Source organism: Natrarchaeobius chitinivorans (assembly GCF_003841505.1).
Taxonomy (GTDB): Archaea; Halobacteriota; Halobacteria; order Halobacteriales; family Natrialbaceae; genus Natrarchaeobius; species Natrarchaeobius chitinivorans.
Map to the genome: position 1 here is coordinate 116,709 of NZ_REGA01000013.1, position 24,771 is coordinate 141,479.

General features: G+C 60.5%; 21 protein-coding genes. 13 read left to right on the plus strand and 8 right to left on the minus strand.

The genetic code is table 11. The features are described from left to right. Positions 1-6: 6 nt before the first annotated feature. On the plus strand, positions 7-1,386 hold the full coding sequence (locus EA473_RS14585; RefSeq protein ID WP_124196381.1) for a FlaD/FlaE family flagellar protein: 1,380 nt from the start codon (positions 7-9) through the stop codon (positions 1,384-1,386). A gap of 254 nt (positions 1,387-1,640) precedes the next feature. After that, positions 1,641-3,368, plus strand: coding sequence for an archaellar assembly protein FlaJ (gene flaJ / locus EA473_RS14590; protein ID WP_124196410.1), 1,728 nt, complete (start codon positions 1,641-1,643; stop codon positions 3,366-3,368). Positions 3,369-3,775: 407 nt separating this feature from the next. Here the strand turns inward: flaJ and EA473_RS14595 are convergent, their stop codons facing one another. Next, positions 3,776-4,420 carry a DUF7500 family protein gene (locus tag EA473_RS14595; RefSeq protein ID WP_124196382.1) on the minus strand — a complete coding sequence of 215 codons (645 nt, stop codon included), beginning with the start codon at positions 4,418-4,420 and terminating at the stop codon, positions 3,776-3,778. A 409-nt stretch (positions 4,421-4,829) separates the two neighbouring features. On the opposite strand from EA473_RS14595, the gene EA473_RS14600 reads away from it, so the two are divergent. The 5 genes from EA473_RS14600 to EA473_RS14625 all read left to right on the plus strand — a co-directional run bounded on the left by EA473_RS14600 (position 4,830) and on the right by EA473_RS14625 (position 13,107). Further along, on the plus strand, positions 4,830-6,821 hold the full coding sequence (locus EA473_RS14600; protein WP_243645272.1) for a FlaD/FlaE family flagellar protein: 1,992 nt from the start codon (positions 4,830-4,832) through the stop codon (positions 6,819-6,821). After that, positions 6,818-7,576: an ATPase domain-containing protein gene (locus tag EA473_RS14605; RefSeq protein ID WP_124196384.1), complete on the plus strand. Its 759-nt coding sequence runs from the start codon at positions 6,818-6,820 to the stop codon at positions 7,574-7,576. The genes EA473_RS14600 and EA473_RS14605 overlap by 4 nt, the downstream gene beginning before the upstream one ends. Positions 7,577-7,591: 15 nt before the next feature. Next, the gene (locus EA473_RS14610) at positions 7,592-9,265 is read left to right on the plus strand and encodes a type II/IV secretion system ATPase subunit (RefSeq protein ID WP_124196385.1); all 1,674 of its coding nucleotides are present in this window, start codon (positions 7,592-7,594) and stop codon (positions 9,263-9,265) included. A gap of 722 nt (positions 9,266-9,987) precedes the next feature. Next, positions 9,988-10,839: an enoyl-CoA hydratase/isomerase family protein gene (locus EA473_RS14620; RefSeq protein ID WP_124196387.1), complete on the plus strand. Its 852-nt coding sequence runs from the start codon at positions 9,988-9,990 to the stop codon at positions 10,837-10,839. A gap of 1,473 nt (positions 10,840-12,312) precedes the next feature. After that, positions 12,313-13,107 carry an IclR family transcriptional regulator gene (locus EA473_RS14625; RefSeq protein ID WP_124196388.1) on the plus strand — a complete coding sequence of 265 codons (795 nt, stop codon included), beginning with the start codon at positions 12,313-12,315 and terminating at the stop codon, positions 13,105-13,107. 645 nt (positions 13,108-13,752) lie between these two features. Here EA473_RS14625 and EA473_RS14630 read toward each other — a convergent pair. Beyond that, complete coding sequence (locus EA473_RS14630) at positions 13,753-14,916, minus strand: mandelate racemase/muconate lactonizing enzyme family protein (protein WP_124196389.1); 1,164 nt, start codon at positions 14,914-14,916, stop codon at positions 13,753-13,755. Positions 14,917-15,089: 173 nt separating this feature from the next. Here EA473_RS14630 and EA473_RS14635 point away from each other — a divergent pair, with 173 nt between their 5' ends. Beyond that, positions 15,090-15,890 carry a creatininase family protein gene (locus EA473_RS14635; protein ID WP_124196390.1) on the plus strand — a complete coding sequence of 267 codons (801 nt, stop codon included), beginning with the start codon at positions 15,090-15,092 and terminating at the stop codon, positions 15,888-15,890. A 146-nt stretch (positions 15,891-16,036) separates the two neighbouring features. After that, the gene (locus EA473_RS14640; protein ID WP_124196391.1) at positions 16,037-16,852 is read left to right on the plus strand and encodes an SDR family NAD(P)-dependent oxidoreductase; all 816 of its coding nucleotides are present in this window, start codon (positions 16,037-16,039) and stop codon (positions 16,850-16,852) included. A 180-nt stretch (positions 16,853-17,032) separates the two neighbouring features. On the opposite strand, the gene EA473_RS14645 is transcribed toward EA473_RS14640, so the two are convergent. Further along, positions 17,033-17,416 (minus strand): RidA family protein, encoded by a 384-nt coding sequence (locus tag EA473_RS14645; RefSeq protein ID WP_124196392.1) that lies wholly within the window; start codon positions 17,414-17,416, stop codon positions 17,033-17,035. A 114-nt stretch (positions 17,417-17,530) separates the two neighbouring features. Between EA473_RS14645 and kdgK1 the strand changes: the two genes are divergently transcribed. Beyond that, a complete protein-coding gene (gene kdgK1, locus EA473_RS14650; protein WP_124196393.1) occupies positions 17,531-18,490 on the plus strand; it encodes a bifunctional 2-dehydro-3-deoxygluconokinase/2-dehydro-3-deoxygalactonokinase in 960 nt (319 codons plus the stop codon). A gap of 36 nt (positions 18,491-18,526) precedes the next feature. On the opposite strand, the gene EA473_RS14655 is transcribed toward kdgK1, so the two are convergent. Both EA473_RS14655 and EA473_RS14660 read right to left on the minus strand, forming a co-directional pair. Beyond that, positions 18,527-19,180, minus strand: coding sequence for a bifunctional 4-hydroxy-2-oxoglutarate aldolase/2-dehydro-3-deoxy-phosphogluconate aldolase (locus EA473_RS14655; protein WP_124196394.1), 654 nt, complete (start codon positions 19,178-19,180; stop codon positions 18,527-18,529). A gap of 103 nt (positions 19,181-19,283) precedes the next feature. Further along, positions 19,284-19,514: a hypothetical protein gene (locus tag EA473_RS14660; RefSeq protein ID WP_124196395.1), complete on the minus strand. Its 231-nt coding sequence runs from the start codon at positions 19,512-19,514 to the stop codon at positions 19,284-19,286. A 172-nt stretch (positions 19,515-19,686) separates the two neighbouring features. Between EA473_RS14660 and EA473_RS14665 the strand changes: the two genes are divergently transcribed. Next, positions 19,687-19,950, plus strand: a complete 264-nt coding sequence (locus EA473_RS14665; protein ID WP_124196396.1) for a hypothetical protein — start codon at positions 19,687-19,689, stop codon at positions 19,948-19,950. Positions 19,951-19,998: 48 nt separating this feature from the next. Here the strand turns inward: EA473_RS14665 and EA473_RS14670 are convergent, their stop codons facing one another. Both EA473_RS14670 and EA473_RS14675 read right to left on the minus strand, forming a co-directional pair. Then, complete coding sequence (locus EA473_RS14670; protein ID WP_124196397.1) at positions 19,999-21,039, minus strand: lactonase family protein; 1,041 nt, start codon at positions 21,037-21,039, stop codon at positions 19,999-20,001. A 121-nt stretch (positions 21,040-21,160) separates the two neighbouring features. Beyond that, complete coding sequence (locus EA473_RS14675) at positions 21,161-22,360, minus strand: M24 family metallopeptidase (protein ID WP_124196398.1); 1,200 nt, start codon at positions 22,358-22,360, stop codon at positions 21,161-21,163. 155 nt (positions 22,361-22,515) lie between these two features. Here EA473_RS14675 and EA473_RS14680 point away from each other — a divergent pair, with 155 nt between their 5' ends. Next, positions 22,516-23,238: a helix-turn-helix domain-containing protein gene (locus EA473_RS14680; protein WP_124196399.1), complete on the plus strand. Its 723-nt coding sequence runs from the start codon at positions 22,516-22,518 to the stop codon at positions 23,236-23,238. A gap of 86 nt (positions 23,239-23,324) precedes the next feature. Here EA473_RS14680 and EA473_RS14685 read toward each other — a convergent pair whose 3' ends face one another. After that, the gene (locus EA473_RS14685) at positions 23,325-24,161 is read right to left on the minus strand and encodes a proline dehydrogenase family protein (protein ID WP_124196400.1); all 837 of its coding nucleotides are present in this window, start codon (positions 24,159-24,161) and stop codon (positions 23,325-23,327) included. 138 nt (positions 24,162-24,299) lie between these two features. On the opposite strand from EA473_RS14685, the gene EA473_RS14690 reads away from it, so the two are divergent. After that, positions 24,300-24,771 (plus strand): aldehyde dehydrogenase family protein (locus tag EA473_RS14690; protein WP_124196401.1); only part of this gene is annotated, 472 nt, incomplete at its 3' end.

A 24,771-nucleotide genomic window follows, 5' to 3' on the forward strand; every position in this document is an offset into this window, starting at 1 on the left:
TGAACCATGACATTCCTACTATTCAGCGGACTCGGGGCCGACGACGAAGACGACACCGATGACGGAGGTGACGATCTCCTCGGTGGTGATGATGACGGACTGTTGGGTGATGACCTCGGATTCGATGACGACGACGGCGGGTCGGATGACGACGAGCTCAATTACCGACTCGACGAAGTCGAAAAGGAGATCGATTCGCTCGGTAACAAGGTCGAAACCGTTCGTGGCGAGAACGAAAAGATCAGCGATTCGATCTCGTCGGTCGAACGAAACGTCGACAAACTGGTCGATCTCTACGAAATCGTCACTCACGGCATCAACCCGTTCGTGGGCGACCAGGAGATCGGCAACGCGTTCGAAACTGCGACCGAACAGGGGGGTTTCGGTGCGAGCGACGATCCGACGGACGAAATCGATCCCGAAATCGCAGACGCCGAGGCGACGGATTTCCTTACCGACGATATCGAGTCGGACGACGATATTGACGATTTCGGGGATGACCCGTTCTCCGACCTCGACGGTGAGGAAGAGACCGATTCAGAACTCGACGACGAACCCATGGACGACAAGACAGCCGACGACGAATTCGACGACTTCCTGGCACCGGATAACGACGATGTTGCCGATGAGGATCCGCTCGAGGCGGATGACGACCCGTTCGAAGCGGATGACGACCCGCCCGGTCACGACGACGATCCGATCGATCACTCGAGCGAGATCGAAGATGACGATCCACTCGATGGGCGGGAAGACGATGGTCTCACGACTGATAAGACGGCGACCGCCGTTGCGGACGACCTCGAGGAGGCGATCAACGGGGAGATCGGTGAACCGCCGTATCTGGTTCGCCATCCCGCACAGAACGGTGCGGAGATAACGACCCTGGAGTGGCTCGAGTTTCTGGTGGAGTCGGGCGGTATCGACAGCGCGTCTCGGACGATCGCGTACTACGAGACGGTCGGATGGATTTCATCTCCCGTCGAGACGTACCTCCAGTCGCTGCTGAACGGATTCGGTGACGAGTCGGTCTCGCCAGCGGACGACCCTGATGCGAACTCCCCACTCGGAACGAGCGTCCACAGGCAGAGTCTGCGTTATATTGCGACGATCGCGACACCGGAACGAACTCCAGACTCGCTCGAGGGTTGGGCGGGTTCGGAAAACGAGACCGAACTCGCCACCGGCTCAGTCGACAATCTCACGACTGAACCTGATACCGACTCGAACAGTGAACCGACGGATCGGCCTGTTGCAGGGCCGGGAGAGGGTACTGGTGATGAGGCGGCTACTGAACCGGTAGCTGATCGTGATGATGGATTGGCTGGCGACTCGGAAGATGGTGGGGATGGATTGGCTGGCGAATTGGAAGATGGTGGTAATAGTTGACGAACTGAGTGATGATCCCTGTACCAGCGGACTGAGTCCGGACGCGACGACCGTCAGAGTGTAAACAGCCGGAAGGTTTGTATGGTGTGCCTCGAGATCACATTCATCCGACGAACCGCTGTCTCACGACTCGACGTGACTGAACGGATACCGGTCACGCGGTTCGACGAACCGTTTGCTCGAGTCCACTTTCCGGTCACGTCCGTGAGTCCGTGGTGAGTATCGGAATCAGATTACAACGTATCGCGGAAATCATGGGAATCGCTGGAAACGCGGCGACGGTGAACGAATTCGGTGCGTCGATCCTTCGGGCGTACGACGAGATGGATCTCCCGGCCAGGATCTACATCCTGGGAATCGTTTTTCCGTCGTTTCTCGTCTTCGTCGGGGCGATCGTCGGCGGCGTGCTGTTCGACGGATTCGTTCTCGTCCGTCTCCTGTTACCCGCGCTCGGTCTGTTGATCTTCGTTGCTGCGATCGGCTATCCACGGCTGGCCGTCGATCAGCGTCGCATCGAGATGGAGAACCGATTCCATCTCTTCGTTATTCACATGACGATCCTGTCGACGACGAATATTGATCGGATGGAGGTGTTGCGGCGGCTCGCGGCCGAAGAGGAGTACGGCGAACTGGCCGCCGAGATTCAGCGCGTCGTCGATCTTGTCGACGTCTGGCACCTGAGTCTGGGTGACGCCTGTCGTCGACGAGCCGCGGACGTTCCGAGCGAGTCGGTCGAGGACCTCCTCGAGCGAATGGCCTACACGCTCGGTGCCGGCCAGAGTCTCGACGAGTTCCTCTTCCAGGAACAGGACGTGCTGATCGAAAAGTACTCGACGGTCTATCGTCAGTCACTCGGCAATCTGGACGTCCTCAAAGACCTGTACCTCTCGTTGATAATCTCGATGACCTTCGCGCTCGTGTTCGCCATCGTCTTGCCGCTTTTGACGGGGAACGACCCGACGATCACGGCGAGTATCGTCATCGTGATGTTCATCTTCGTTCAGATCGGGTTTTTCTTCATCATCAAAGCGGTCGTTCCCGACGACCCGGTCTGGTATCTCGAGGACGGCTACCGAACCACGGCCAAAAAACGATTACTCGCGTCCACTGTCGTCGGAATCGGACTCACCGCACTCGTTATCACCTGGCTTATTCTCGCGTTCTACGATCTGGCTCCGAGTCCGACTCCGATCTCGAGCAACACCCTTCCGCTCTTGCTCTACATGCCGATCGCGACGCTGCCGCTTTTGATTCCTGGATCGGTGTTCTGGTACGAGGAGCGCCGCGTCGTCGACCGGGATCGGATGTTCCCGAACTTCATTCGCGCGCTCGGGACCAGCGAAAGTGCAAAGCAAAGCACGACGACAGAGGTTCTCTCGACGCTTCGGACGAAAGACTTCGGTCCGCTTTCGGAAAACGTAGACGACCTCTACCGGCGGTTGAACATGCGCCTGAGCACTGAAAAGTCGTGGCGCTACTTCACCGGCGATACGCACTCGTTTCTGATCCAGAAGTTCAGCGAAATGTATCTGGTCGGCAGAGACATGGGTGGTGGTCCGAAACGACTCGGGGAACTCATCAGCCAGAACATGAACGAAATCGTCAACTTGCGCGAAGAACGACGCCAGGAAACGACGACGTTGATCGGCGTCGTCTACGGTATCACGGCTGCGTCCGCGTTTGCGTTCTTTATCGGTCTCGAGCTTGCAGTGATGCTCTCGAGTTTCGATATCAATACGGACGGCGAGGTTATCGGAGGGACCCTGATCCATACCGAACAGTACAACGTTCCGATCCTTCGCTTTCTGATCGTCCTCGTGTTGATCTTCAACGCCTTCATTTCGTCGCTCGTCCTTCGAGTTGCTGACGGCGGTCACTTCGGCAATTCGTACGTCCACTTTACGGCGTTGCTCTGGATCGGTGCGGTGACTGGGACGATTACGGAACGACTCGTCGACCTGATAATCACGGTTGACATCTAGTACCCTCCCAAGCGTCGACTGATGAGCGAAATCGATACCATCCGCATGATTTCGACGACCTGTTCAGGGTCAAAACGCCACCAGTACCGTTCCAACGAAACCTCTGTCGGGGCGAGCTTCGCCACCTCGGGCCACAAGATAGAACATCCGCCCCTCCAAAGTTCGTCTATATCGAGATGACTCGCAAGCGTTCCGGATTGAATCTGTCGAACCGAGCCGTACAATCGGCTCAGAGTGGTGTATTGCTGTTTGGTATCGCGATCATGCTGTCGATCTTTATGGGTGCCGTTATCCTTATCAACGGGGTCTAATACGGTTTACTATCAGCCAGTGCTGGAGACCGGGGCCCCGTTTCACCGGTAAACCCCTACCCCAATCCGTATGAGCCGACGCGACTTCGATTGCCGTTATTCGATTGCCTCGAGCAGTTCTCCCAGGCTGCTCGACCTATCGAGACCGTGTTTTCTGGCCGCCTGACGAAGCTGTACCGGCGACAGTGGCGGTGCGAACTCGGAGCGCTCGATGAGCAGTGAGGCCGTCCGCTGGGTTGGCGTCTCTGTCGCGACGTGCTGTGCGTACCAGAGAACCAGGTTATTGAACGTCCCGACGACGTCGTCGGAACTCGTTCGATGACGGACCGCCGTCCGGTCGAACTGCGCGACGATGTCGAGTGCAAACCGCGCATCCGTTCGATCGAGTTCGTCAGCAAGAACCGATCGTGCCACTTCCGGGCTCCGGATGGGCTTCTGACCGTCGTCGGTCGGACCGTCCGGGGTGTCCGATCGATTTGGATCCCGACTGTGGTGGTTCTGTGGTTGTGGTGGGGTTCGATCGGAGTCCGCGGTGGTGTCCGGGACGCCAGTGGGGCGTTTCTCCGAGGAAACGACGAACCTCCCTTCGGACACTTTCGAGACGTACGGACTGTCGGTAAAATCGAGTTCCTCCGGAGAGAGAGCCCCGCCACTTCCGGAGGGCTTTGGCTGCTCGCTCGGGAGTACAGGCGGCACGTCGGCTTTCTCTTTCGGGTTATCTTCCTTGTTACTGTCCGGCATACCTGTCCCGTAGACTGTCGGTTATACGCGCACCAAAAAGAAACCTCGGTTCGTTTCCCATCGTATCGAAACTGGGTTATCTACATCTCTAGTAATACTAAACTATGCTAAACGATCTCTTGATACATGGTCTGACGAAACGGACACGCGGCCGGAACCACTTAATATGTTGATTTACATAGTACCGACAGATGACGACTCGCTACCCCCATAACCAACGTCAGGTTGGTTCGATTGATACACCCTTCGTCCTCGAAACCGATCGGGACGAGCGTGGTTTCGATCGAACTCCTGTAACGAACTCACCATGTTACTGTCCATAATCGGCAATATACTCGGGAACGACGAAAGTGACTCGAACGCCGGAAACGGCGACGGATCGCTCGACACCGATGAATTTGCGGGCAGTATGAGCCAAGAAGAGCTGATGCCTGGTGTGAGTTCCGGCGGCGAACTGAGTAGCGACGGGTCCGGCTCGGGAATGGGGGATTCGGACCTGTTCGGCGACGACGGCGACACCGACGACTTTCTCGGAGATGACGGTGAAATGGCCGATGATGGCGGAATGTCCATCGACGGGATGGGGGAGATGGATGACGCCGGTGGCGTTTCGAGCGAGATCGAGTCTCGTGTCGAGGATATGGAAAACGAGGTCGGTTCGCTCGCGTCGACCGTCAACACTGTCCAGAGCGAGAACGAGAACATCAGCGAGTCTCTCGACGAGATCGAAGAGAACATCAGGAAACTCCTCGAGGTTTACGAGATGGTTACGCAGGGAGTCAATCCGTTTGTCGAGGGTGACTCCCTGAACGACACGTTCGGCGGCCCCGGTGGGGGAGCACAGGGTACGGGCAACTTCGGCGGTGCCAGTCTCTTCGATACTGATGAGGATGACGGAGACGACGACGCGGTCGACGATGACATCGCGGACGCCGAAGCTGAGGACTTCCTCGACGAGAGCGTAATCGACGACGATGAGTTTGGATTCGACGATGACGACGACGGCTTCGACGACGAGTTCGACGATGGCGATGACGAGTTCGAGGACGCCGGTACGACCGGCGGTGATGACGGCGATCTGTCCTTCGACGAACTAAAATCCGAGTACGACTCGGGGGATGCCGACTGGGACGACGACGACGAATCGGACCCGTCGGACGACGACCTCGAGAACGGGGTTGTCGATGCCTTTGAGGGCGACGATGACGCGCTCGAGGACGAGTCCGACGACCCGCTCGAGGAACTCGACGACGAAGCGACCTCCGCCATCGACGACGAACTTGCCGGCGGAGATTCCGAGGATGTGCTCGGTCGGACCGACCAGTCCCCACTCGCCGGACCCGACATCCCGTGGGATGACGGTAACCGTCCGTATCTCGAGTCCGTTCCCTCGGAGTACGATACGGAGTTCGTCGTGATGGACTGGCTCGATTACCTCGTCGCGGCGGTCGGACTCGATGGAGCGGCCCGAACGATTCGGTTTTACGGATCGATCCACTGGATAAGCGACGGCGTCGAGGAGTATCTCAGAACGATTCTGAACGGGTTCGACGGCGGACCCGAAGTCGCCGATCCCGAGCCACTGTCTTCTCTCGGCGTCGATCACGCGCGGAGTCTCTGGTGGATTCAACAGATCGGTACGCCGTCGAAAAAGCGGTGCTCGTTCGATGAGTGGCTCGACGACGAACGCCCCTTGCACGCGTCTCAGTCGTTCCCTGCCACACTCGATGGCGAAGACGGTGGAGCGCTGTCTCGCCTGCAAACCGACGCGGAATCGGATGCGTTCGATCCGGACGGATCGGACGACACCGCCGAAACGGAGCGGATCGATTTCGAGGAATACGATCCGGACACTGGCTCGAGCAACGAAAATCTCACGGTCGAAACCCCATCGGAGCCACGACGTACCGATGAGCCAGTTGTCCACGAGTTCGACGAAGAGAACGTCGACGACGCTGCCCAGGACCGACCGGGAGCCGAGGATGCTGTCGAGGCGAGTCTCGAGGAACCCGACCGGGGTGTCCGGACGATCCACATCGAGGAGGACACCACCGAAGCCGTGCCGACGGATGAGCGACCCGCAGATGGGCCCACGTTCTCTGATCGACCGAAACAGGGCGATGTCGAACGGATGATCTGGGTCAATTCGGACATAATTCTCTCGGAGACGGGCCTCGAAATCCCCGGAATATCCGATGTACACTGCAACGGCACCGGAGTCGAGTACGCACAACCGGCGCTCGAGACCGACCGTGGCTCGGGTTCGAACCAACCGCGAGAACCGTCGACGAAGCCCCTCGTTGCATCGGACGAAGAAAGCGATCTGGAACGGTGGCAACTCGAACTCATCCGATCACTGTTGACGTCTGAAGACGAACACGAACAGGTCCACGACACATGAGCAAACTCAATAACATCTTCTCGATCGGCCTGGACGACCGCGATCGGCTGAATAAAGAACTCGGTGGTGGTATTCCAACGGGGAGTATCGTTCTGATGGAAGGCGATTACGGTGCCGGAAAGAGCGCGATTTCACAGCGGTTTACCTACGGGTTATGTGAAACCGGCAAGTCGGTTACGTTCCTCTCGACCGAACTCGAGGTCAAAGGATTCGTCGAGCAGATGGATTCGCTGGATTACAACGTCGAAGAGCACCTGTTGTTCGAGAACCTGTTGTTTCTCCACGGGGATCTGGACAGCGGTGGGGTTCTCTCGTCGGCTGGTGAGGAGGACACCCGTCAGGACCTCCTGACGGACCTGATGGACGAGGATACGATCTGGTCTGCGGATATCATCATTATCGATACGTTCGATGCGATTCTCCGAAACGATCCGAAGTTCGAAGCCCTCGTCAGACAGAACGACGAACGACAGGCCGCACTCGAGATAATTTCGTTTCTCAGGAACGTCATCTCACAGGGCAAAGTCGTCGTTCTGACGGTCGACCCGTCGACGGTCGGTCAAGAAGCGATCGGGCCGTTCAGATCGATCGCGGACGTCTTCATCGAACTCGAGATGATCGAAGTCGGCAACGACATTCGCCGACAGCTCTTCATCAAGCGGTTCGCCGGAATGGGTGAACAGGTCGGTGACAGAATCGGATACTCCGTTCGATCCGGAACGGGTATCGTAATCGAAAACCGTAGCGTCGCCTAATTCGGTGTCCGTTGTATGACTGAAATGGGGACGCCAAAGCCGTCAGACGAGCTTCAGGAGCTCGCGGCTCGTCGCCCTCACCTTCGCGAACACCTAAAGAAGTTCAGACAGATCACCGGGGAGTTTCCGGTTCTCATCGACGAGCCGACCGGAAGGTACGAATCGCGCCATCCGAACGTACTGTATCCGGTCGGTGGTCCTATTTACAGTCACATCTACGGTGACGTCGGAACCAAGATGCAGTACTTTGCGGTCGAGCCGACGCTGTCAGAAGAAGAGCAGGTCGTCTTCTCGGCGGTCAAAGATTCGCTCCTCCGTCGCAGTGCGAGTAAGCAAGCGCCGGAGAAAGAAGCCGAGTACGGAGATCGTATCGAAGAGTTGCTTGCCGAGTCGACACACATTCGCGGCACTGAACCCGGTAACCTGCTCGAGCGGCTCAAAATCAAGTTCCATCCCGGTATCCAGGAGATTCCCCAGGAGACGTTCGAAAACATCCGGTATCGACTCAACCGCGACATCGTTGGCCTCGGTCCACTCGAGCCGGTCATGCGTGACCCGGCCAACGAGGACATTCACGTCATCGGTCCCAGCGAGTGCTACGTCGACCACGGCGTGTACGGGTTGGTCGAGACGACCGTCGATTTCGGCACCCAAGAGGAGTTCGACAGCTGGCTCAGCAACATGGGCGAACGGATCGGGAACCCGATGACAGACGCCGAACCCATCATCGACTCGACGCTGCCAGACGGCTCGCGTTTGAACGTGATCTACAGCGACGACGTGAGCGTGAAAGGCCCAAGCCTCACCATCCGCCAGGGCGATGAGGTCCCGCTGTCGGTCACCCAGATTACGAACTGGGGAACGCTCTCGCCGGAACTGGCGGCGTACCTCTGGCTGTGTCTCGAAAACGAACGAACCGTCTTCGTCGTCGGGGAGACGGCGTCGGGGAAGACGACCACGTTAAACAGTATCATGACGTTTATTCCCCGGGACTCGAAGATTTACACCGCCGAGGACACGGCAGAGGTTCTTCCACCACACGATACGTGGCAACAGCTACTGACTCGTGAGAGCCGCAGCGAGGACAGTGCAGACGTCGACATGTTCAACCTCGTCGAGGCCGCACTCCGGTCACGACCCGAGTACATCGTCGTGGGTGAGGTTCGTGGGGAGGAAGGGCGAATGGCGTTCCAGGCCGCACAGACCGGCCACCCGGTGATGTTGACGTTCCACGCGAGCGACATCGTCTCGATGATCCAGCGATTTACGGGTGACCCGATCAACGTCCCCGAGACGTTCATGGATAACGCGGACGTCGCCCTGTTCCAGAATCGGGTCAAGCAGGGGGACGACGTCCTCAGACGGGTGACGAGCGTCCAGGAGATCGAGGGGTATTCCGAGCAGATGGATGGCGTCGTCACTCGGCAGGTGTTTTACTGGGATCCGGTCGAAGACGAAATCGTCTTCCAGGGGATGAACAACTCCTACGTACTCGAAGAACAGATCGCGACCTTGCTCGGATATGCGGACACCAGAGACATTTACGACGACCTGCAGTTCCGGGCGGACATCATCGAGCGCATGATCCAGGAGAACATCCTCGAGTATCACGAGGTCAACTCGACGATCGACGCGTTCCAGCGCGACGGCGTCGAAGGATTGCCGTTCCACGCGACGAGACCGGACTGACGGGCGTCTCTCACTGTCGCCGCGAGCGGTTTGGGCTCTCGAGACGCTCGTCGTGCGGTTTACTGTCGGTCATGTCCGGAGACCGGGCGCCATCTCGCGGTTGCTCCGGAAACCAGTTCAGTACTCCGTATCAGTGAGCGGCGTTCGACCGCTTTGCTCGAGTCCGTCACAAATCTGTAAATAATAGGTACCTATTGTTAGGTAGCCTATTGTACAATAGCTCCCTTAACTACCTATTGTTTTGGGCTGGATAGCGATCGAGTAGCCGTGTTCTATCCTCCCACCGAGAGCAGGCAAGATTTGGCCCCGAGGGTTCTTCCGGTTATAGTAGCCACTGGAAGTCAATGCATACCTGATCGCACAGCTGTCGTGCGATCAGTGGGTAAATAGTTCCAGTTGTTACTATAGGTCGCGGTTCAGGTGGGACCGGGAACGGGTCCCGATTGCACGGTACTGATGGACAACGGCCCGAAGGGATGTGACGAATCGATGGGACGAATTCTCGAGTCCGCTTCGGTGGGGACGTCACCGGTTGAGACTGGGTCACGAACCGCTGGTTGGATACCCGTTCGTACACAACCGTTATGCGGTCGCACGTGGTGGAAAAACGCATGCCCGTTTCCGTGCTCGGTCCCGGAACGATGGATCACGGCCTCGCTCGGGTATCGGCGATGGCCGGTCACGACGCCGATCGATACCGGCGATAAGAAAATCCGATTGCTATGACACCGAACTCCACCGACGTCGAGGCGATCGAAACGACTGCAAGCGAGTGTGAAACCGTCGACGTCTCGGTCGGCGACCGGGTCGAGGGGGTCGCGACGGTGACGCTATCGCGACCGGACGCCCGTAACGCGCTCGACGCCCAGTTGCGATCCGATCTGAAAGCGGTTCTCGAGGCGATCGAGGACAGCTCGGTACGCGTCGTCGTCCTGACGGGATCGGCGGACTCGAGCGCGTTCGTCGCCGGAGCCGACGTGACCGAGCTTCGAGAGCGCAATGCACTCGCCCAGCGCGAGGCGAGCAAACGGCCGCGAGTGTACGAGGTCGTCGACGACCTCCGCCAGCCCGTCATCGCCCGGATCAACGGCCACGCACTCGGCGGTGGCTGTGAACTCGCACTCGCTTGCGACGTCCGAATCGCACACACCCACGCGAAACTCGGTCAACCCGAGATCAATCTTGGTATCATGCCCGGCGGGGGCGGAACTCAGCGCCTTCCCGAACTCGTCGGTGAAGGACACGCGTTGCGGTTGATCCTCTCCGGCGATCCGATCGACGCGGCGGAGGCGGCCGAGATCGGACTCGTCGATATCGTCTGCGAACCGGACGACATCGACGACGAGGTGTACGATCTGGCCTCGTCGATGGCGTCTCACAGTCCCGTGGCCCTCGAGTTCGCGAAGAAGGCGGTCAAGGCAAGCGCTCGGATGGACCTCGAGGCCGGCATCGAGTACGAGGCAGAACTGTTCGCCCAGCTATTCGCGACTGGCGAGAAAAACGAGGGCATCGACGCCTTCCTCGAGGACCGCGACCCGGAGTGGCGGGACAGAACCGACCTCGAAGAACAATGAGTGCGGTTCGGAGTGTTCGCGGTTCGGAGCGTACGCGGTTCGGAGCGTACGCGGTTCGGAGCGAACGAAGTGAGCGAGAACCGCGGATTGGCGAACGGGGAACGAAGTGACCCGTGAGCGAACGAAGTGAGCGAGAACCGCGGATTGGCGAACGGGGAACGAAGTGAGCGAGAACCGCGGATTGGCGAACGGGGAACGAAGTGAGCGAGAACCGCGGATTGGCGAACGGGGAGGAACGACCCGTGAGCAGAACGAAGCGAGCGAGAACCGCGGAACGGCGAACGGGGAACGGAGTGACCCGTGAGCGAGTGAAACGAACGAGAACCGCGCATAGTTCGATCAGTGTGGTATTCGTTACAGTCGTTACCGTAACGCTTTGGCGGCAGTCAGCCACCTGAATTCGCCGTGGTCACAGTTTGGTATACGGCTGGGGAGCTCAGTTCTGTCCACTCCATCGTAGACCAGCGACGGATACCGATGGCACGCGGTCGCCAATGACAAGTGAAATATTGAATACTATTCTCGAGACTTTACAGAAATATGATATAAAGAATTGTGTGGATGACGACCCGACTTCGTCAGTAGGGATGTGGCGGTCGATGCCTCCCTGGAAGTTGGGGGTGGGCCGGAACGGGGGGCCGGCGACGGACGGGAGCGGTGCGCGAAATAACCGAGAGGGAACCGCGAGCTGTGTGATCGGCGTGTAAACAGGTACAATTGTTCCTATAGTAGCCACTGAACGTCATTGCACACCCGATTGCGGGACGGATCGGCGATCGGTGTGTAACTCGTTTCAGTTGTTACTATATCGGTCGGTCACTGATCCACCTTCGACTGCTCAGAGTTTCCCGTTCTCCGATACGGCGGTATCCTGGCAGCTCCGGTCGTTCGTCGAACGGGGGTTTCGGCACGGTTTCTTCGTTCGTCTCCTCGGAGACGGTCGCAGGATCCTCTTGCTCTCTGGCGTGGGGCTGATAGGAATTATCGTAGTCACCCGCTACTTCCGAGGCCCGGTCTTCGACGTGATCTCTTAATTCGCCGAAAGAAACGGATGGACTTCTCCGATAACTCCTGTGTGTGTATCGAGTAGAGGTAAGAATCATCAAAATAAATTACTTATATGAGATATGGGTGATGTGGCGAGGGTGTACAACCTCGAGTGACCGTCGAGGAATACCGAGCCCGGATGATACGGACCCTGGTCTTGCCCGGCGAGACCGCCGCGGCCCGGCGGTCACGGATAAACCGGTATAATATAGGAGCCACTGGACCTCATTGCCCATCTGATCGCCAGACTGATTGGCGATCGGTGAGTACATCGTTTCAGTTGTTATTACAGGCCGCCCGAACAGCAATCCAATAAGGCGGGACCGTCTATCGAGATGCCGTGATTCCAGTCCGTGTGTTGTGAAATTATATTTGACGACTTCAAAATATCGGAAGGTATATACCTGCTGCACTTGCCCATCGACTATGGGGAACGCAGGTGATTCGAAACGGCAGATCAAATCCGTCACTCGGTCGGTGGAGATCCTCTCTCTTCTTCGCCAGCTGGACGGCGCGACCGTAACCGAACTGGCAACGGAAGTCGACTTGACCCCTGGCACGGTCCACACGCACCTGTCGACGCTTCGTGAGTGTGGCCTCGCCGTGAAAGAGCACGACGACCTGTACAGGCTCAGCCTCGAGTTCATCACCATGGGCGAACACGTTCGCAACGGATCGCCGCTGTTCAAAGCCGGCCGCGAAATCGTCGATAAGCTGGCGATGATGAGCGGGGAGTCCGTTCACCTGATAACCGAAAAGAACGGGACCGAGGTGATCCTCTGGGAGGCGTTCGGCCAGAACGCCGTCGGCACGGAGTTTTACATTCACAACCGGGAGCGGCCGAACCGACACCTCCACTACTCGGCGTCGGGCAAGGCGTTGCTCGCGTATCTCGACTCGAAGAGAGTCGACGAAATTTTCGACGAGTGCGGACTCGTCCAACAGACGCCACAGACGGTTACGGATCGTGAGGTCCTCGAGCGACAGTTACAGGACGTCCGTGAGCGAGGCTATGCGTTCAACGACGAGGAGGGCGCCTCGGGAATCAGGGCGGTCGGTGCGCCGATATTCGATCCGAAGGGGCAGGTGATCGGCGCGGTGAGTCTCTCGGCTCCTGCAGCCAAGATGTCCGAGGAGCTGTTTCGAAACAAGGTTCCGGACGTCGTCGTCCAGACGGCAAACCTCATCGAAGTCAACTTGCAGGCCGTCCTCATCGGGTAGCCGACTGTTCGGTAACTCATCCGATCCACGACCCGCCCCCGCCGTGGAAGCGTCCCATCTCCGGTCTCCCGGACCATCGGTTCAGGAATCCGTCTCATTCGGTGAGTGTTTCGCTCGGTCTGCTGTCAGTCATCTCTCGTGGGACCGTGACTCGGGGCGGTCCCGCCGGAATCCCGTTACAGCAACCGTCTCAGTCGGAATTCAGTGATGGGGCGCGGATTCAGTAGGTGTCGCAAGCAGAGGTGGGGGTTTGGTGTCCTCCCTGGCATATTTGACAATACAAAATCCAAAATTCTTTATGAACCCGAATTCGCTCCTTCCGATCGCACGATATTACGAGTGTACGGGTGTAAAAATATGGGGTGGCTGTTCCTGGTCGTTCGGCCCCCTCTCGTTCCGTGTGCTCCGACACTCGAGAGACGGGCCCAGACCGGACGATCACTCTCATTTGACACTCTCAAATGACTTCAGTGGCCCGGTCGGCGGCGAGGATGTCGCTATCGGCACTTTCGACCCGTCGAGGACGACGCAACGATCGTAGCGTCTCGCGCAACTGTCGGGAGCGCCCGACGGTACCCTGGATCGAGTCAGCTCTGGATCCGGGCCGATTGGTTCCGCAGGTAACGTGCGGTGTCAGTGATTTCGTCAGTCGATGCGGTACTGCTCGACTGTGGAGTCGTCGACGGTGATTCCCAGTCCGGGCTCCGATGGGACGGTAATCCGTCCGCTTTCGATCTCGAACGGCCGCGTGATGACGTCGTCTTCCCAGCTGTAGTAGACCGTATCGGACGGCAGATCGAATCCGGGAATGCCGACGACTGCGTGCATGATAGCGGCCGTTCTGATTCCCAGATCGAACGCGCAGTGGTGGGTGACGGGAATCCCAGCGTCCTCGGCGATCCCGGCCTGTTGGCGCAAACCTGCGATACCGCCGGCCGGTGTGAGGTCGAGGACGGCCACGTCGACCGCGTTCGCAGCGATCAACTGCTGGAGATTGTGGGCGATGTAGGTGTCCTCGTTCGGACCGATCGGCTGGGTCGTTCGCGAACGCAACGCGGCGAGCGATCCGTGTGCATCGACGCGGATCGGCTGTTCCATGTACTGCAGGTAAACCCCGGCGTCGTCGAGCATCGCTCCGACTCGCGTGGCCTGATCGGTCGTCCAGCCCTGGTTCGGGTCGAGTCGGAACTCGAGTTCGCCGTCGACGGCCTCGTCCATCGCGATGATTCGCTCGACGTCCGTCCGCCAGTCTCTGCCGGCTTTCGTCTTCAACACGCTGTATCCCGCGTCGGCCACCTCTTTGGCTCGTTCGGCCGACTCTTCGGGCGGCAGTATTCCGAGACAGTAGGCGAACTCGACGGAGCGGTCGTCGTCGTACTCGGTCTGGTGATTGCGGTGTTTACGTCCGGTCTGGCCGGGCGTGGTCCACCCACCGAGCAGTTCGTAGATCGGTCGTTCCGTCGCCTTCCCGACGATGTCCCAGCAGGCGGTTTCGATCGGGGCGAAGAACATGTCCGTATTGGCGTACTCGATGAACAACTGGCGGCGGAACCGTTCGATCTCGAACGGTGACTGTCCGACGATCATCGGTGCGATTCCGTCTTCGATCACCGACACCGTCGCGTCCGGCGAGAGAAACACTCGGACTTCGCCCCAGCCCGAAATCCCTTCGTCGGTGTCGACGCGAACGAGGACGCGGTCCATGTCCTCGAGGGAGTTGTGGTTCGTGACGTACGGTGCGATCCCACCTTCTTCGAGCGGCGTGATCGGAATGTTCACCGGTATAGCTTCGACTGCAGTGATCTGCATGACACACTGTATGAACATCTGGGTTTTATACTTACCTCCATCGACGCGGCCGACCCAGAAGGACGGAGTTCCTCGCTATCCGGTGGCGCCCGAATCGGGCGTTTTCGAGGCATGGTATACGCCAACAGTAACGTTGAAGTCAGCTTACTGTCTTGGTCGGCCTGGAGATCGCTATGTACTACGAAGCAGCACACGGGTCGACCGTATCGTGGGCGACGAAGCCGTACGCCGAGATCAGTTCGATCGCGACCCGCGACGGATCGGTCCTTTTCGTCCCGGTCGGCAGCGTCGAACAACACGGCCACCACCTTCCGGTCTCGACGGACACGCTCCTGGTCGATGCGGTTACGAATGCAGCCGCACAGCGGGCTGACGCCGAGGGGATCCCCTCGGTCGTAACGCCGCCGCTGTGGGCGGGCTTTTCACCGCATCACACCTCTCTCGGCGGCACGATCACCCTTCCACACGACGACCTCCTGGCGACGATCGAAGACGTCGCTGACTCGGCACTCGAGGCCGGGTTCGAGACGCTCTTTCTGGTCAACGGACACGGGGGCAACGCCTCTCTCGTCGACTCTGCGGTCAGTACGATCGGCGATGCACATTCAGACGTCGAGGTGCTCGGAACGACGTACTTCAACCTGGCAGCACCGTTCGTCGACTCGATTCGAGAGAGCGACTCCGGCGGTATGGCCCACGGTGGCGAGTTCGAGACGTCGCTGATGTTGCATCTGTATCCGGACCTCGTCGACCGTGACAGCCTCGAGGCGGAACCGCTCTCCGAGCCGTACGACCACGGGATGAACGACATGTTCGATGGCGGACCGCTGGCAGTCTATCGAGAGTTCGCGGAGTACTCCGATTCGGGCGCTATCGGCGATCCCGGACTCGCGACGGCGGCCAAAGGCGAGCAACTGTTCGAGCGCCTCTGTGACGAGCTCGTCGCGATCGTCCGTCAGACACAGACCTCGTGACGCTTCGTCGTTTCACGGCCGGCCGGTCGGCCCGTCCATCCGAGATCGTCTCGAACCCCGGTTCATCGAGAGTCGCGGTCACGATTGCGCCCACCGACGTTCGGTCGATGTAAACGTATTTACCGCTGAACGTTTTTCTCTTCGCTATGGACGCGAACGTGCTAGCGAACGACACAGCAGTCGTCACGGGCGGGAGTTCGGGTATCGGTCGATCCATCGCGATTCGGTTCGCCGAGGAAGGGGCCACAGTCATCGTCGCGGACGTCGACCGCGACGGTGGGACCGAAACCGTCGAAACCATCGAACGGGCCGGCGGAACCGCCGAGTTCGTCTCGACCGACGTCACCGACGAATCACAGGTCACCTCCCTCGTGGAAACAGCCGAGGAACGATACGGCGGTGTCGACGTGCTCGTGAACAACGCGGGCGGGGCGACCTCGTACGACCGGATCGGCGAAATGGATCTGTCGACGTGGCAACGAGACCTCGAGCGAAACCTCACCGGGACCTTCCTGTGTACGCAGGCCGTGCTCCCGGGAATGATCGACCGGGGTGGCGGATCGATCGTTCACATGTCGTCCGTAAACGGCCGAACCGGAATCGGTCTCCCCGCGTACACCGCCGCAAAGAGTGGTATCCTCGGATTCTCGCGGTTGCTCGCGACTCAGTACGGCATCCACGGCATCCGATCGAACGCGATCTGTCCCGGGACGATCGTTACCGAACAGCGCGAAGCGGAGATGGACGCACACGGCGGAGACGCTGCACAATCGGTGTGGCTCGACCAGTACGCACTCGAGCGTCTGGGCGAACCGGAAGACGTCGCTGACGCCGCCCTGTTTCTCGCATCCGACCTCTCGGCGTTCGTCACCGGCACCGAACTCGTCGTCGACGGCGGATTGCTCGCCGGCACCGACCTGCGCGTCCAGCGCACGATCTACGACGTGGACGACCTCGAGTAATCCGTATGAGTGCCTCGGCCGTCGATTTCGGCCGCTCCCTGGCCGTCGTTCTCGGCCGTTCCGGCAAATCGCCACGCCGGTAGATCGGTACAGCGATCCGTATCAGGCGGTTTGCCGTCAGTTGTCCCCGAAGACCGGCGCAGTCATGCGGTCTCCGGAACTCAGTTACAGTAGTCGGTATCAGTCGTCGTCGTACTCCGCGACGACGTCGATCTCGACGACGATGTCGATCGGGAGTCGCGACACTTCGACCGCCGCTCGAGCCGGATACGGTGGCTCGAAGTGGTCGGCGTAGGCGTCGTTGACCTCGTCGTAGACGTCCATGTCGGTGAGGTAGACGGTCGTCTTGACGACGTCCTCGAGTCCGACTCCGGCTTCTGCCAGGATGCGTTCGACGTTCTCGAGGGTTCGATGCGTCTGCGTTCCCGCGTCGTCTCCGACGATCTCGCCGCTGTCCGGATCGACCGGCCCCTGTCCGGAGACGTAGATTCGGTCGCCGGAGATCGTCGCTTGCGAGTACGGTCCGATCGGTTCGGGTGCGTCGTCGGTGAGTATTTCCCGCATACGTCCGTCCTGCGTGTGCCACCGATAAAACGCTGCCCATCTGTTCGATACGGGTTCGTACGCCACACTGCGAGAGCGAAGATCTATATACGCGAGTTCGAAAGGGACGACCGTATGCCATCACTTGCCACGTTCGGCGAAACGATGCTTCGCCTCTCTCCGGCGGCCGGCGACCGGATCGAGACGGCGACGCAACTGGACTTCCAGACCGCAGGTGCCGAAAGCAACGTCGCGATCGCGGCATCCAATCTCGGCGTCGATTCGACGTGGATCTCGAAACTGCCGGATTCGCCGCTCGGGCGGCGAGTAACTCGTGAGATCCGAAGTCACGGCGTCGAACCCAGCGTCACGTGGACGGAGGAGGGTCGACAGGGAACCTACTACATCGAACAGGGCGGCGACCCCCGCGGGACGAACGTCATCTACGATCGGGCCGACGCAGCGATCAGAACGACGACGCCGTCGGAAGCGACCGAATGCGTCGACCTCGAGTCGATGGACGCCGTCTACACGAGCGGAATCACGCCGGCGCTTTCCTCCCAGCTCCGGGAGACGACGGCGACGCTCCTCGAGCGAGCCCGGTCGGCCGGTGCGACGACCGTCTTCGATCTCAACTACCGCTCGAAACTGTGGTCTCCCGCGAACGCCCGCTCGTGCTATCGTTCGCTGCTCGAGTCCGTCGACGTCGCCGTGATCGCCGCACGCGACGCCCGGTCCGTCCTCGAACTGTCGGGAGACGACGCGTCGATCGGCCGGGAACTCGCGGAGACGTACGATCCGGACGTCGTCGTGGTGACTCGGGGCGAAGACGGCGCGATGGCGGTCGACGGCGATGGCCGCCTCCACGAGCAGCCGGCGTTTCCCGCGGAGACGCTGGATCCGATCGGGACCGGCGACGCTTTCGTCGGTGGCTTTCTCGCCAGCTATCTCCGGGACCGTGACGTCTCGAGCGCGCTCGAATACGGATCGGCGACGGCGGCTCTCAAGCGGACGATCGACGGCGACCTCGCGGTCGTCACCCCTGCGGAGGTCGACGCAGTTATCGACGACGCTGGCGGCGGCATCGCGCGCTAACGGCTATCGACGTTCCGACTGCAATTTCGGTGTTGGTCACTCGGAGCGCGCCTCCTCGACCGCGTCGACGAACTCCGCGGCTGTTTCGCGAATCCGTCTCGTATCTCCGGCCCGTACGGCCTCGTAATCGACGATCGCGCTTCCGACGCCGACGGCGACGGCTCCGGCCTCGAGAAAGTCGGAGACGGTTTCGATCGAAACGCCGCCGGTCGGAACGACGTCGACGTCCGGGAGCGGCCCCTGAACTGCGCCGACGTGGTCGGGTCCGACCGTCGCCGCCGGAAACAGCTTGAGCATGTTAGCACCGGCCTCCATGGCCGTGACGGCTTCCGTCGGCGTCATCACGCCGGGGATCGAGACGACGCCGTGTCTGTTACAGCACCGTATCACCTCGGGATTGCAATCGGGTGCGAGAACGAACGATGCGCCGGCGTCGACGACAGCCTGGGCCGTCGGTGCGTCGAGAACGGTTCCCGCGCCGACGACGGCGTCGGTGTCCGCGAGTTCGCGGTCGACGGCACTGAGCGTCTCTCGAACGCGGCCCCCGTCGGCGGTCACCTCGATCGCTCCAACGCCAGCGTCGTACATCGCTCGAGCGACCGGTCCGACCTGCTCTTCGTCGATACCCCGCAGGATTGCGATCACGCCGCTACGTTCGATCCGCTCTTCGACCTGTTTCGGCTCGACCATACCGGAGGTTCGCCCGGTACCGTCTTTACGTTGGCGACTTTAGCCCGCTTTCGCTGGCGAATACCGGCTATCCACGCAGCGAATCCCACTCGACTCTCGGCGGCTACTTGTGATAGCCCATAAACAGCGGCGAGGTCATCTTGAGAAGCTTCAACGATCCGTAGCTGACGAGCGCGAGGAGCAAGAGGACGATGCCGTACAGTCCGGCGATCCCGGCCAGCTCCGAGTGCCCGACCGCCTCGAGAACGACTCCGACGATCAAGAGCAGAGCGCTCCCCAGCGCGGGCCAGCTGACGAGCGAGGATCCGACCGCCTCGTGGAACTTCTGAAGCATACCGCGACGTTGACGGTCCCACACAATCAATATTGCGGTTACCCCCGAAGTCTGTTTCCAGATCGGCGTGTCGGAGCGTCCGGTCTCGTAACCGTCTTCGTGGCTACCGGGGCCGGCGTAACGACCGTTCTCGATCCCAAAGCTACATTAGATCCCCACCGAATCGTACGGTATGTCCGGCATCTGGGACAAGCTCTGCGGGATCGCGCCACTCCTGAAGAGCTCTCTGGCGCTCGTTCTGGCGTTGCTCTTTCTCTCGCTGTTTACGTTTCCGGCCGTCACTCCGGGAAGCGAGACGTACTACATCTCGCTGATCAATCTCGCGTTGCTCGGCTGTTTGCTCGTCTTTCACGTCGTGGTTCTGTTCGTCTGCAAGCGGGTCCACACCGAGGACCTCGAGGGGAAAAAGGAACTCGAGGTGTTCGACGACCAGTAGCCGCTCCGTCGAGGCGGGGCGAAGCCAATGACGCCTGTCGACCGCTGATTACGGTCGCCCCGGGATTTCGACGCAGACCGGATGCGGTACCGAAACTCGCCCCTCGAGTTCCTCGAGTCCTCCGTCGTCGCCCACGGCAAACGGGACGATCGTCTCCGAGTGCTCGTTCGCCACGATCAGGTACTTCCCGCCGGAAGAGAGCGTCATACTTCGTGGCCATTCCCCTCCCGTGGAGACGGTCTCGACCAGCTCGAGGTCTCGGCCAGAGCAGTCGAGGACGGCGACGCTGTCGTGGCCTCGGTTCGATCCGTACACGTAGTCGGTGGAGGGGTGAAGGCAGATCGCAGCCGGATAGTTCTCGGTTTCGATCGGACCCTCGAGCGTCTCGACCGTGTCGACGTGTGACAGTCCGCCGGAGTCGGCTGACCAGTCGAAGACGGACAGCGTCGAGTCCAGTTCGTTGATCAGATACGCCCGCTCACGCTCCGCGTCGAACGTCACGTGACGCGGTCCGGCACCGTCGTGGATCGAAACGACGTCACGTCGTTCGAGCGCGTCTTCCTCCCGGTTTAGCGCGTAGACGACCACTTCGTCCGTCCCGAGATCGGCGACGTAGACGAATTCGTCGTTCGGACCTGGAACGATCGAGTGGGGGTGTGGCGCGGTCTGGCGATCGGGGTGAACGCTCGAGCCCTCGTGTTCGACGACCGTCGGCGCGCCGATCCGGCCGTCGTCTGCGAGCGCGAGCACCGAGACGGCACCGCCGCTGTAGTGGGCGACCAGGAGGTACTGGCCGGTCGAATCGACGCTGCAGTGACAGGGGCCAGCCGGGCCGATCGACCGTTCGTCGAGCGGTTCAAGCCCACCGTCGTCGGCGATCGCGAACGCCGTTACCGAGCCGTCGTCCGTTTCGTTGACGGCGTAGAGAACGTCGAGGTGGGGATGGGTCGCCAGAAAGGACGGATTCTGCGTCGGTGCGGCCAGTTGGGGCTCCGACAGCTCTCCGGTCGATTCGTCCACTCGACAGTGGTAGATCCCTTCGCCGGCTTCGTCGGTGTACGTTCCAACGTACGCGTGGTCGTTCGTCATCGGTCCCGAGCAACACGTGGCAGGATTATAACCGTTCCCCTCGATCCGCGGCGTTCACCTCCAGCGGTCGCCCCGGCCGGCGGGATTCGCGTCCAGCGCTCGCCCCGACCCGCATCGACCGTCACCAGCGGATGACGTTCCCCTCGAGTTCTCTCGGGTAGTAGGTCACCATCTCGGTCCCGTCTTCCGTGACGACGATCGTATCCGAGTGTCGGTACCCCGCTTCCTCGGGCAGGTACAGTCCCGGTTCGATCGAGTAGACGTGCCCCGGCTGCATGATCTCGTCGCTCCCGCGATCGATGAACCCCCGTTCGTGGCCCTCCATACCGATGTTGTGGCCCGTGTGGTGCTGGGCGTACTCGAGTACGCCCTGTTCGTCGAAGTAGTCGTGGACAGCCTGATCGACCCGAGCGCACGGAACGCCCGGCCCGCACTCGTCGAGCGCGATCGACTGTGCTTCGAGCATCAGTTCGAAGTAGTGTCGCTGGTCGTCCGTCGGCTCGCCGACGAACATCGTCCGCTCGAGTTCGCTGACGTAGCCGCCGACGTTGGCCGTTGCCCCCGTTATCAGGACGTCGCCCTCTTGCAGCCGGCGGTTTTCGGTCAGGCCGTGGGGGAGCGCCGTGTTGGGGCCGGAGAGGAACCCACACGACGCGGGAAACCCGCCGCGCAGGTGAGACTCGTACCGATCGCCGAGCGTGTCGAGCATCGCCATCGAGGCGTCGAGACTGGCACGTTTCGCGACCCAGAGTTCGTGTGCTCCGGGTTCGGCGTACGACGCGAGTTTCTCGTGTGCGAGATTTCCCCACGCTCCCGACTGCTCGATGAGTTCGATTTCGGCGTCGGATTTCACTTTCCGCCACTCCGTGATCCAGTCGACGATGTCCACGTCGACGTCCGCCAGTTCCTCGAGGGTCGGTCCGGTGTATCCCCAGAACCCGGGTGCGCCGTTTGCATCCGCACACACCGACTCGACCTCGAGTTGGGAGAGCATCGTGTCGATGGTCGTTTCCGGCGTCCGCGATGGATGGGCCGGATACGTCCCCTCTCCGCCCGGATAGTCGTAGTAGTGGTGGACCGAATCGACGTGCTCTCTCGCTTCGGCTCGCTCGAGTTCGAGGCGCGGAACAGTGACGTGTATCTCGTCGTCCGTAACCGCGAGACACACCGGTCGCTCGGTCTGGAGGTGGTAGAATCCGGCGACCCACTCGATGCTCGTTGATGAAAACAGACACAGCGCATCGTGTTCCGTTTCGGCGAGCGTATCGCGAACGCGGGCTATCCGTGACTCGTACTCACTCGAGGGGAGAGACGGTTGCATCGTCCTGTCGCTAATACTGTTGTCTACTTTACTTTTTTGCCCCTCTCACGGGTTTCCGGCGGTTCTCTCCCCACCGATTCTCGCTGAAACGCGGCCCCATCACCCTGCCACCTGTTACCACCAACATAGAAGTAGGTCTATTCACAACCAAGAGTATGGCGCAAGCCGAAAACCGATCGAGTGTTCGCCTGACGCTCGAGCTGTGGCATCCCGACTGCTGGGCTATCGAGGCGACCGACCGCACGGACGGCGGGGTCCTCGCACACGCGATCTACAACTCGCCGACGGTCGACGAAACCGGGCCTCGAACGGTCAGGGGCGTATTTACCGCGTTCGCGGAGACCAAAGACGGTCTCGAGGACCTCCTCGATGCCATCCGCGACTCCGATCACTCGGGTTCGCTCTCGGAACTGCAACAGCGGTTCGGCCGGGAGCGCAGTTCGCCGGGGAACGTCGTCCGCGAGTTCTTCCTCGAGTACGACCCGGACGACATGATCTGTCCGACGCTGCTCGAGAACGGGTTCGTCCACAGCGCTCCGGTTCGGATTCAAAACGGGAGCGAGGAGTGGAACGTCTGCTACGTCGGCGACCGGTCGCGAATCGAGCAGTCCCTCGATGACGTCTGCGAGCAGACGGGTGCCGACGTCTCCGTCACGTCGATTTCGACGTCGGGTTCCGCCGACTCCTCCTCGCGAAACGAGCGCCTCGATTCGCTCACGCCGACGCAGCGGGAGGTGTTCGAACACGCTCGCGAGACCGGCTACTACGAGTGGCCACGCCAGACGACGACCCGGGAACTCGCGGCGGATCTGGACGTCTCCAAATCGACGCTGCTCGAGCACCTCCGCAAGGCCGAATCGAAGCTCCTCGATCCGTGATCGGCAATCGGGCTGTCCCGGCTTGCGTTTGGCGAGACCGGACCATCAGAGGAAACCGGATCGACGTCGTCTGGTGACCGGCGCGTTCAGCTCACGATCGCTCGCAGCGCGAACGCGAGGTTTTCCTTTCGCTCCCGGATCCGTCGGTAGAAGTACGAAAACCACTTCGAGCCGTACGGGACGTACTGGTAGACCTCGACGCCGTCGGCGGCCAGATCACGTTGTGCGTCCGTTCTGACGCCCATGAGCATCTGGACCTCGTACGGCGTTTCGTGCTCTCGGTGTAACTGTTTGGCGTGTGCGATGACCGCCGGATCGTGGCTCCCGATCGCGACTCCGTCCTCGAACTCGCTGAACATGTACTCGATGAGATCTCGGTACACCGCATCGACGCGATCCTTTTTCGTGTACGCGATGTCGTCGGGTTCGCTGTAGGCCCCTTTGACGATTCGTACCTTTCCCGGCGCGTTGGACAGCCGCTCTAAGTCCTCACGCGTCCGTCTGAGGTTCGCCTGGAGACAGATCCCCATGTTTCCACCGTAGTCCCGGACCAGCGACTCGTAGGCGTCGAGGGTCGCGTCTGTCGTCGTGTGGTCTTCCATGTCGACCCAGACGAAGACGTTCGCTTCGTCGCCCCGCTCAGCGATACGGCTCAGGTTCCGCTCGAACAGGTCGCGTCCGACCCCGAGGCCGATCTGGGAGGGCTTCACCGAGATACAGGAGTCGACTCCGGCCTGCTCGATGTCGTCGATCAACTCGAGGTACGTGTCGGCGTCGGCGTTCGCCGGATCAGCCTCCTCGTAGTGTTCGCCGAGGAGGTTGAGGATTCCGTTGACGTCCCGGTCGTTCAACGTCTGCACGTGGTCGATCGCCTCCTGGGGCGTCTCGCCGGCCACGAACTTGTTGGCGATGGGTGGGATCATTGGCCTAGCCTTCGGGACCTCGTTTATAATAGTGGACCCGACCGTCACGTTCGAACGGCCGTCTACTGAAATAAACGACATGAAGATCCCGACCATGGGAGGGTCGCCGTACAGTGTGGCGGTCGTGGTACCGACCGTATGGTCGAACGAACTGAACGGCGGACGTATCGACACTACATCGACGGTGAATGGGCGGACGGACGCGGCTCCGACAGCTTCGAGAGCGAGAACCCGGCGACCGGCGAGACGCTGGCGACGTTCCGGCGCGGGACGGCCGACGACGTCGACCGGGCCCTCGAGGCGGCCGAGGAGGCGTTCGCGGAGTGGCGAGACCTGTCGTATCCGGATCGCGCGGAGTACCTCTGGGAGATCTACCACGAGTTGCGCGAGCGCCACGACGAGCTGGGTGAGATCGTCTCGAAGGAGTGTGGCAAGGAGATCTCGGAGGGGAAAGCCGACGTCACCGAAGCCTGGCACATGGTGGAGTGGGCGGCGGGCAACGCCCGTCACCCTCACGGCGACGTGGTTCCGAGCGAGGTCGCGAGCAAGGACGCCTACATGCGGCGCAAGCCCCGCGGCGTCGTCGGCTGTATCACGCCGTGGAACTTCC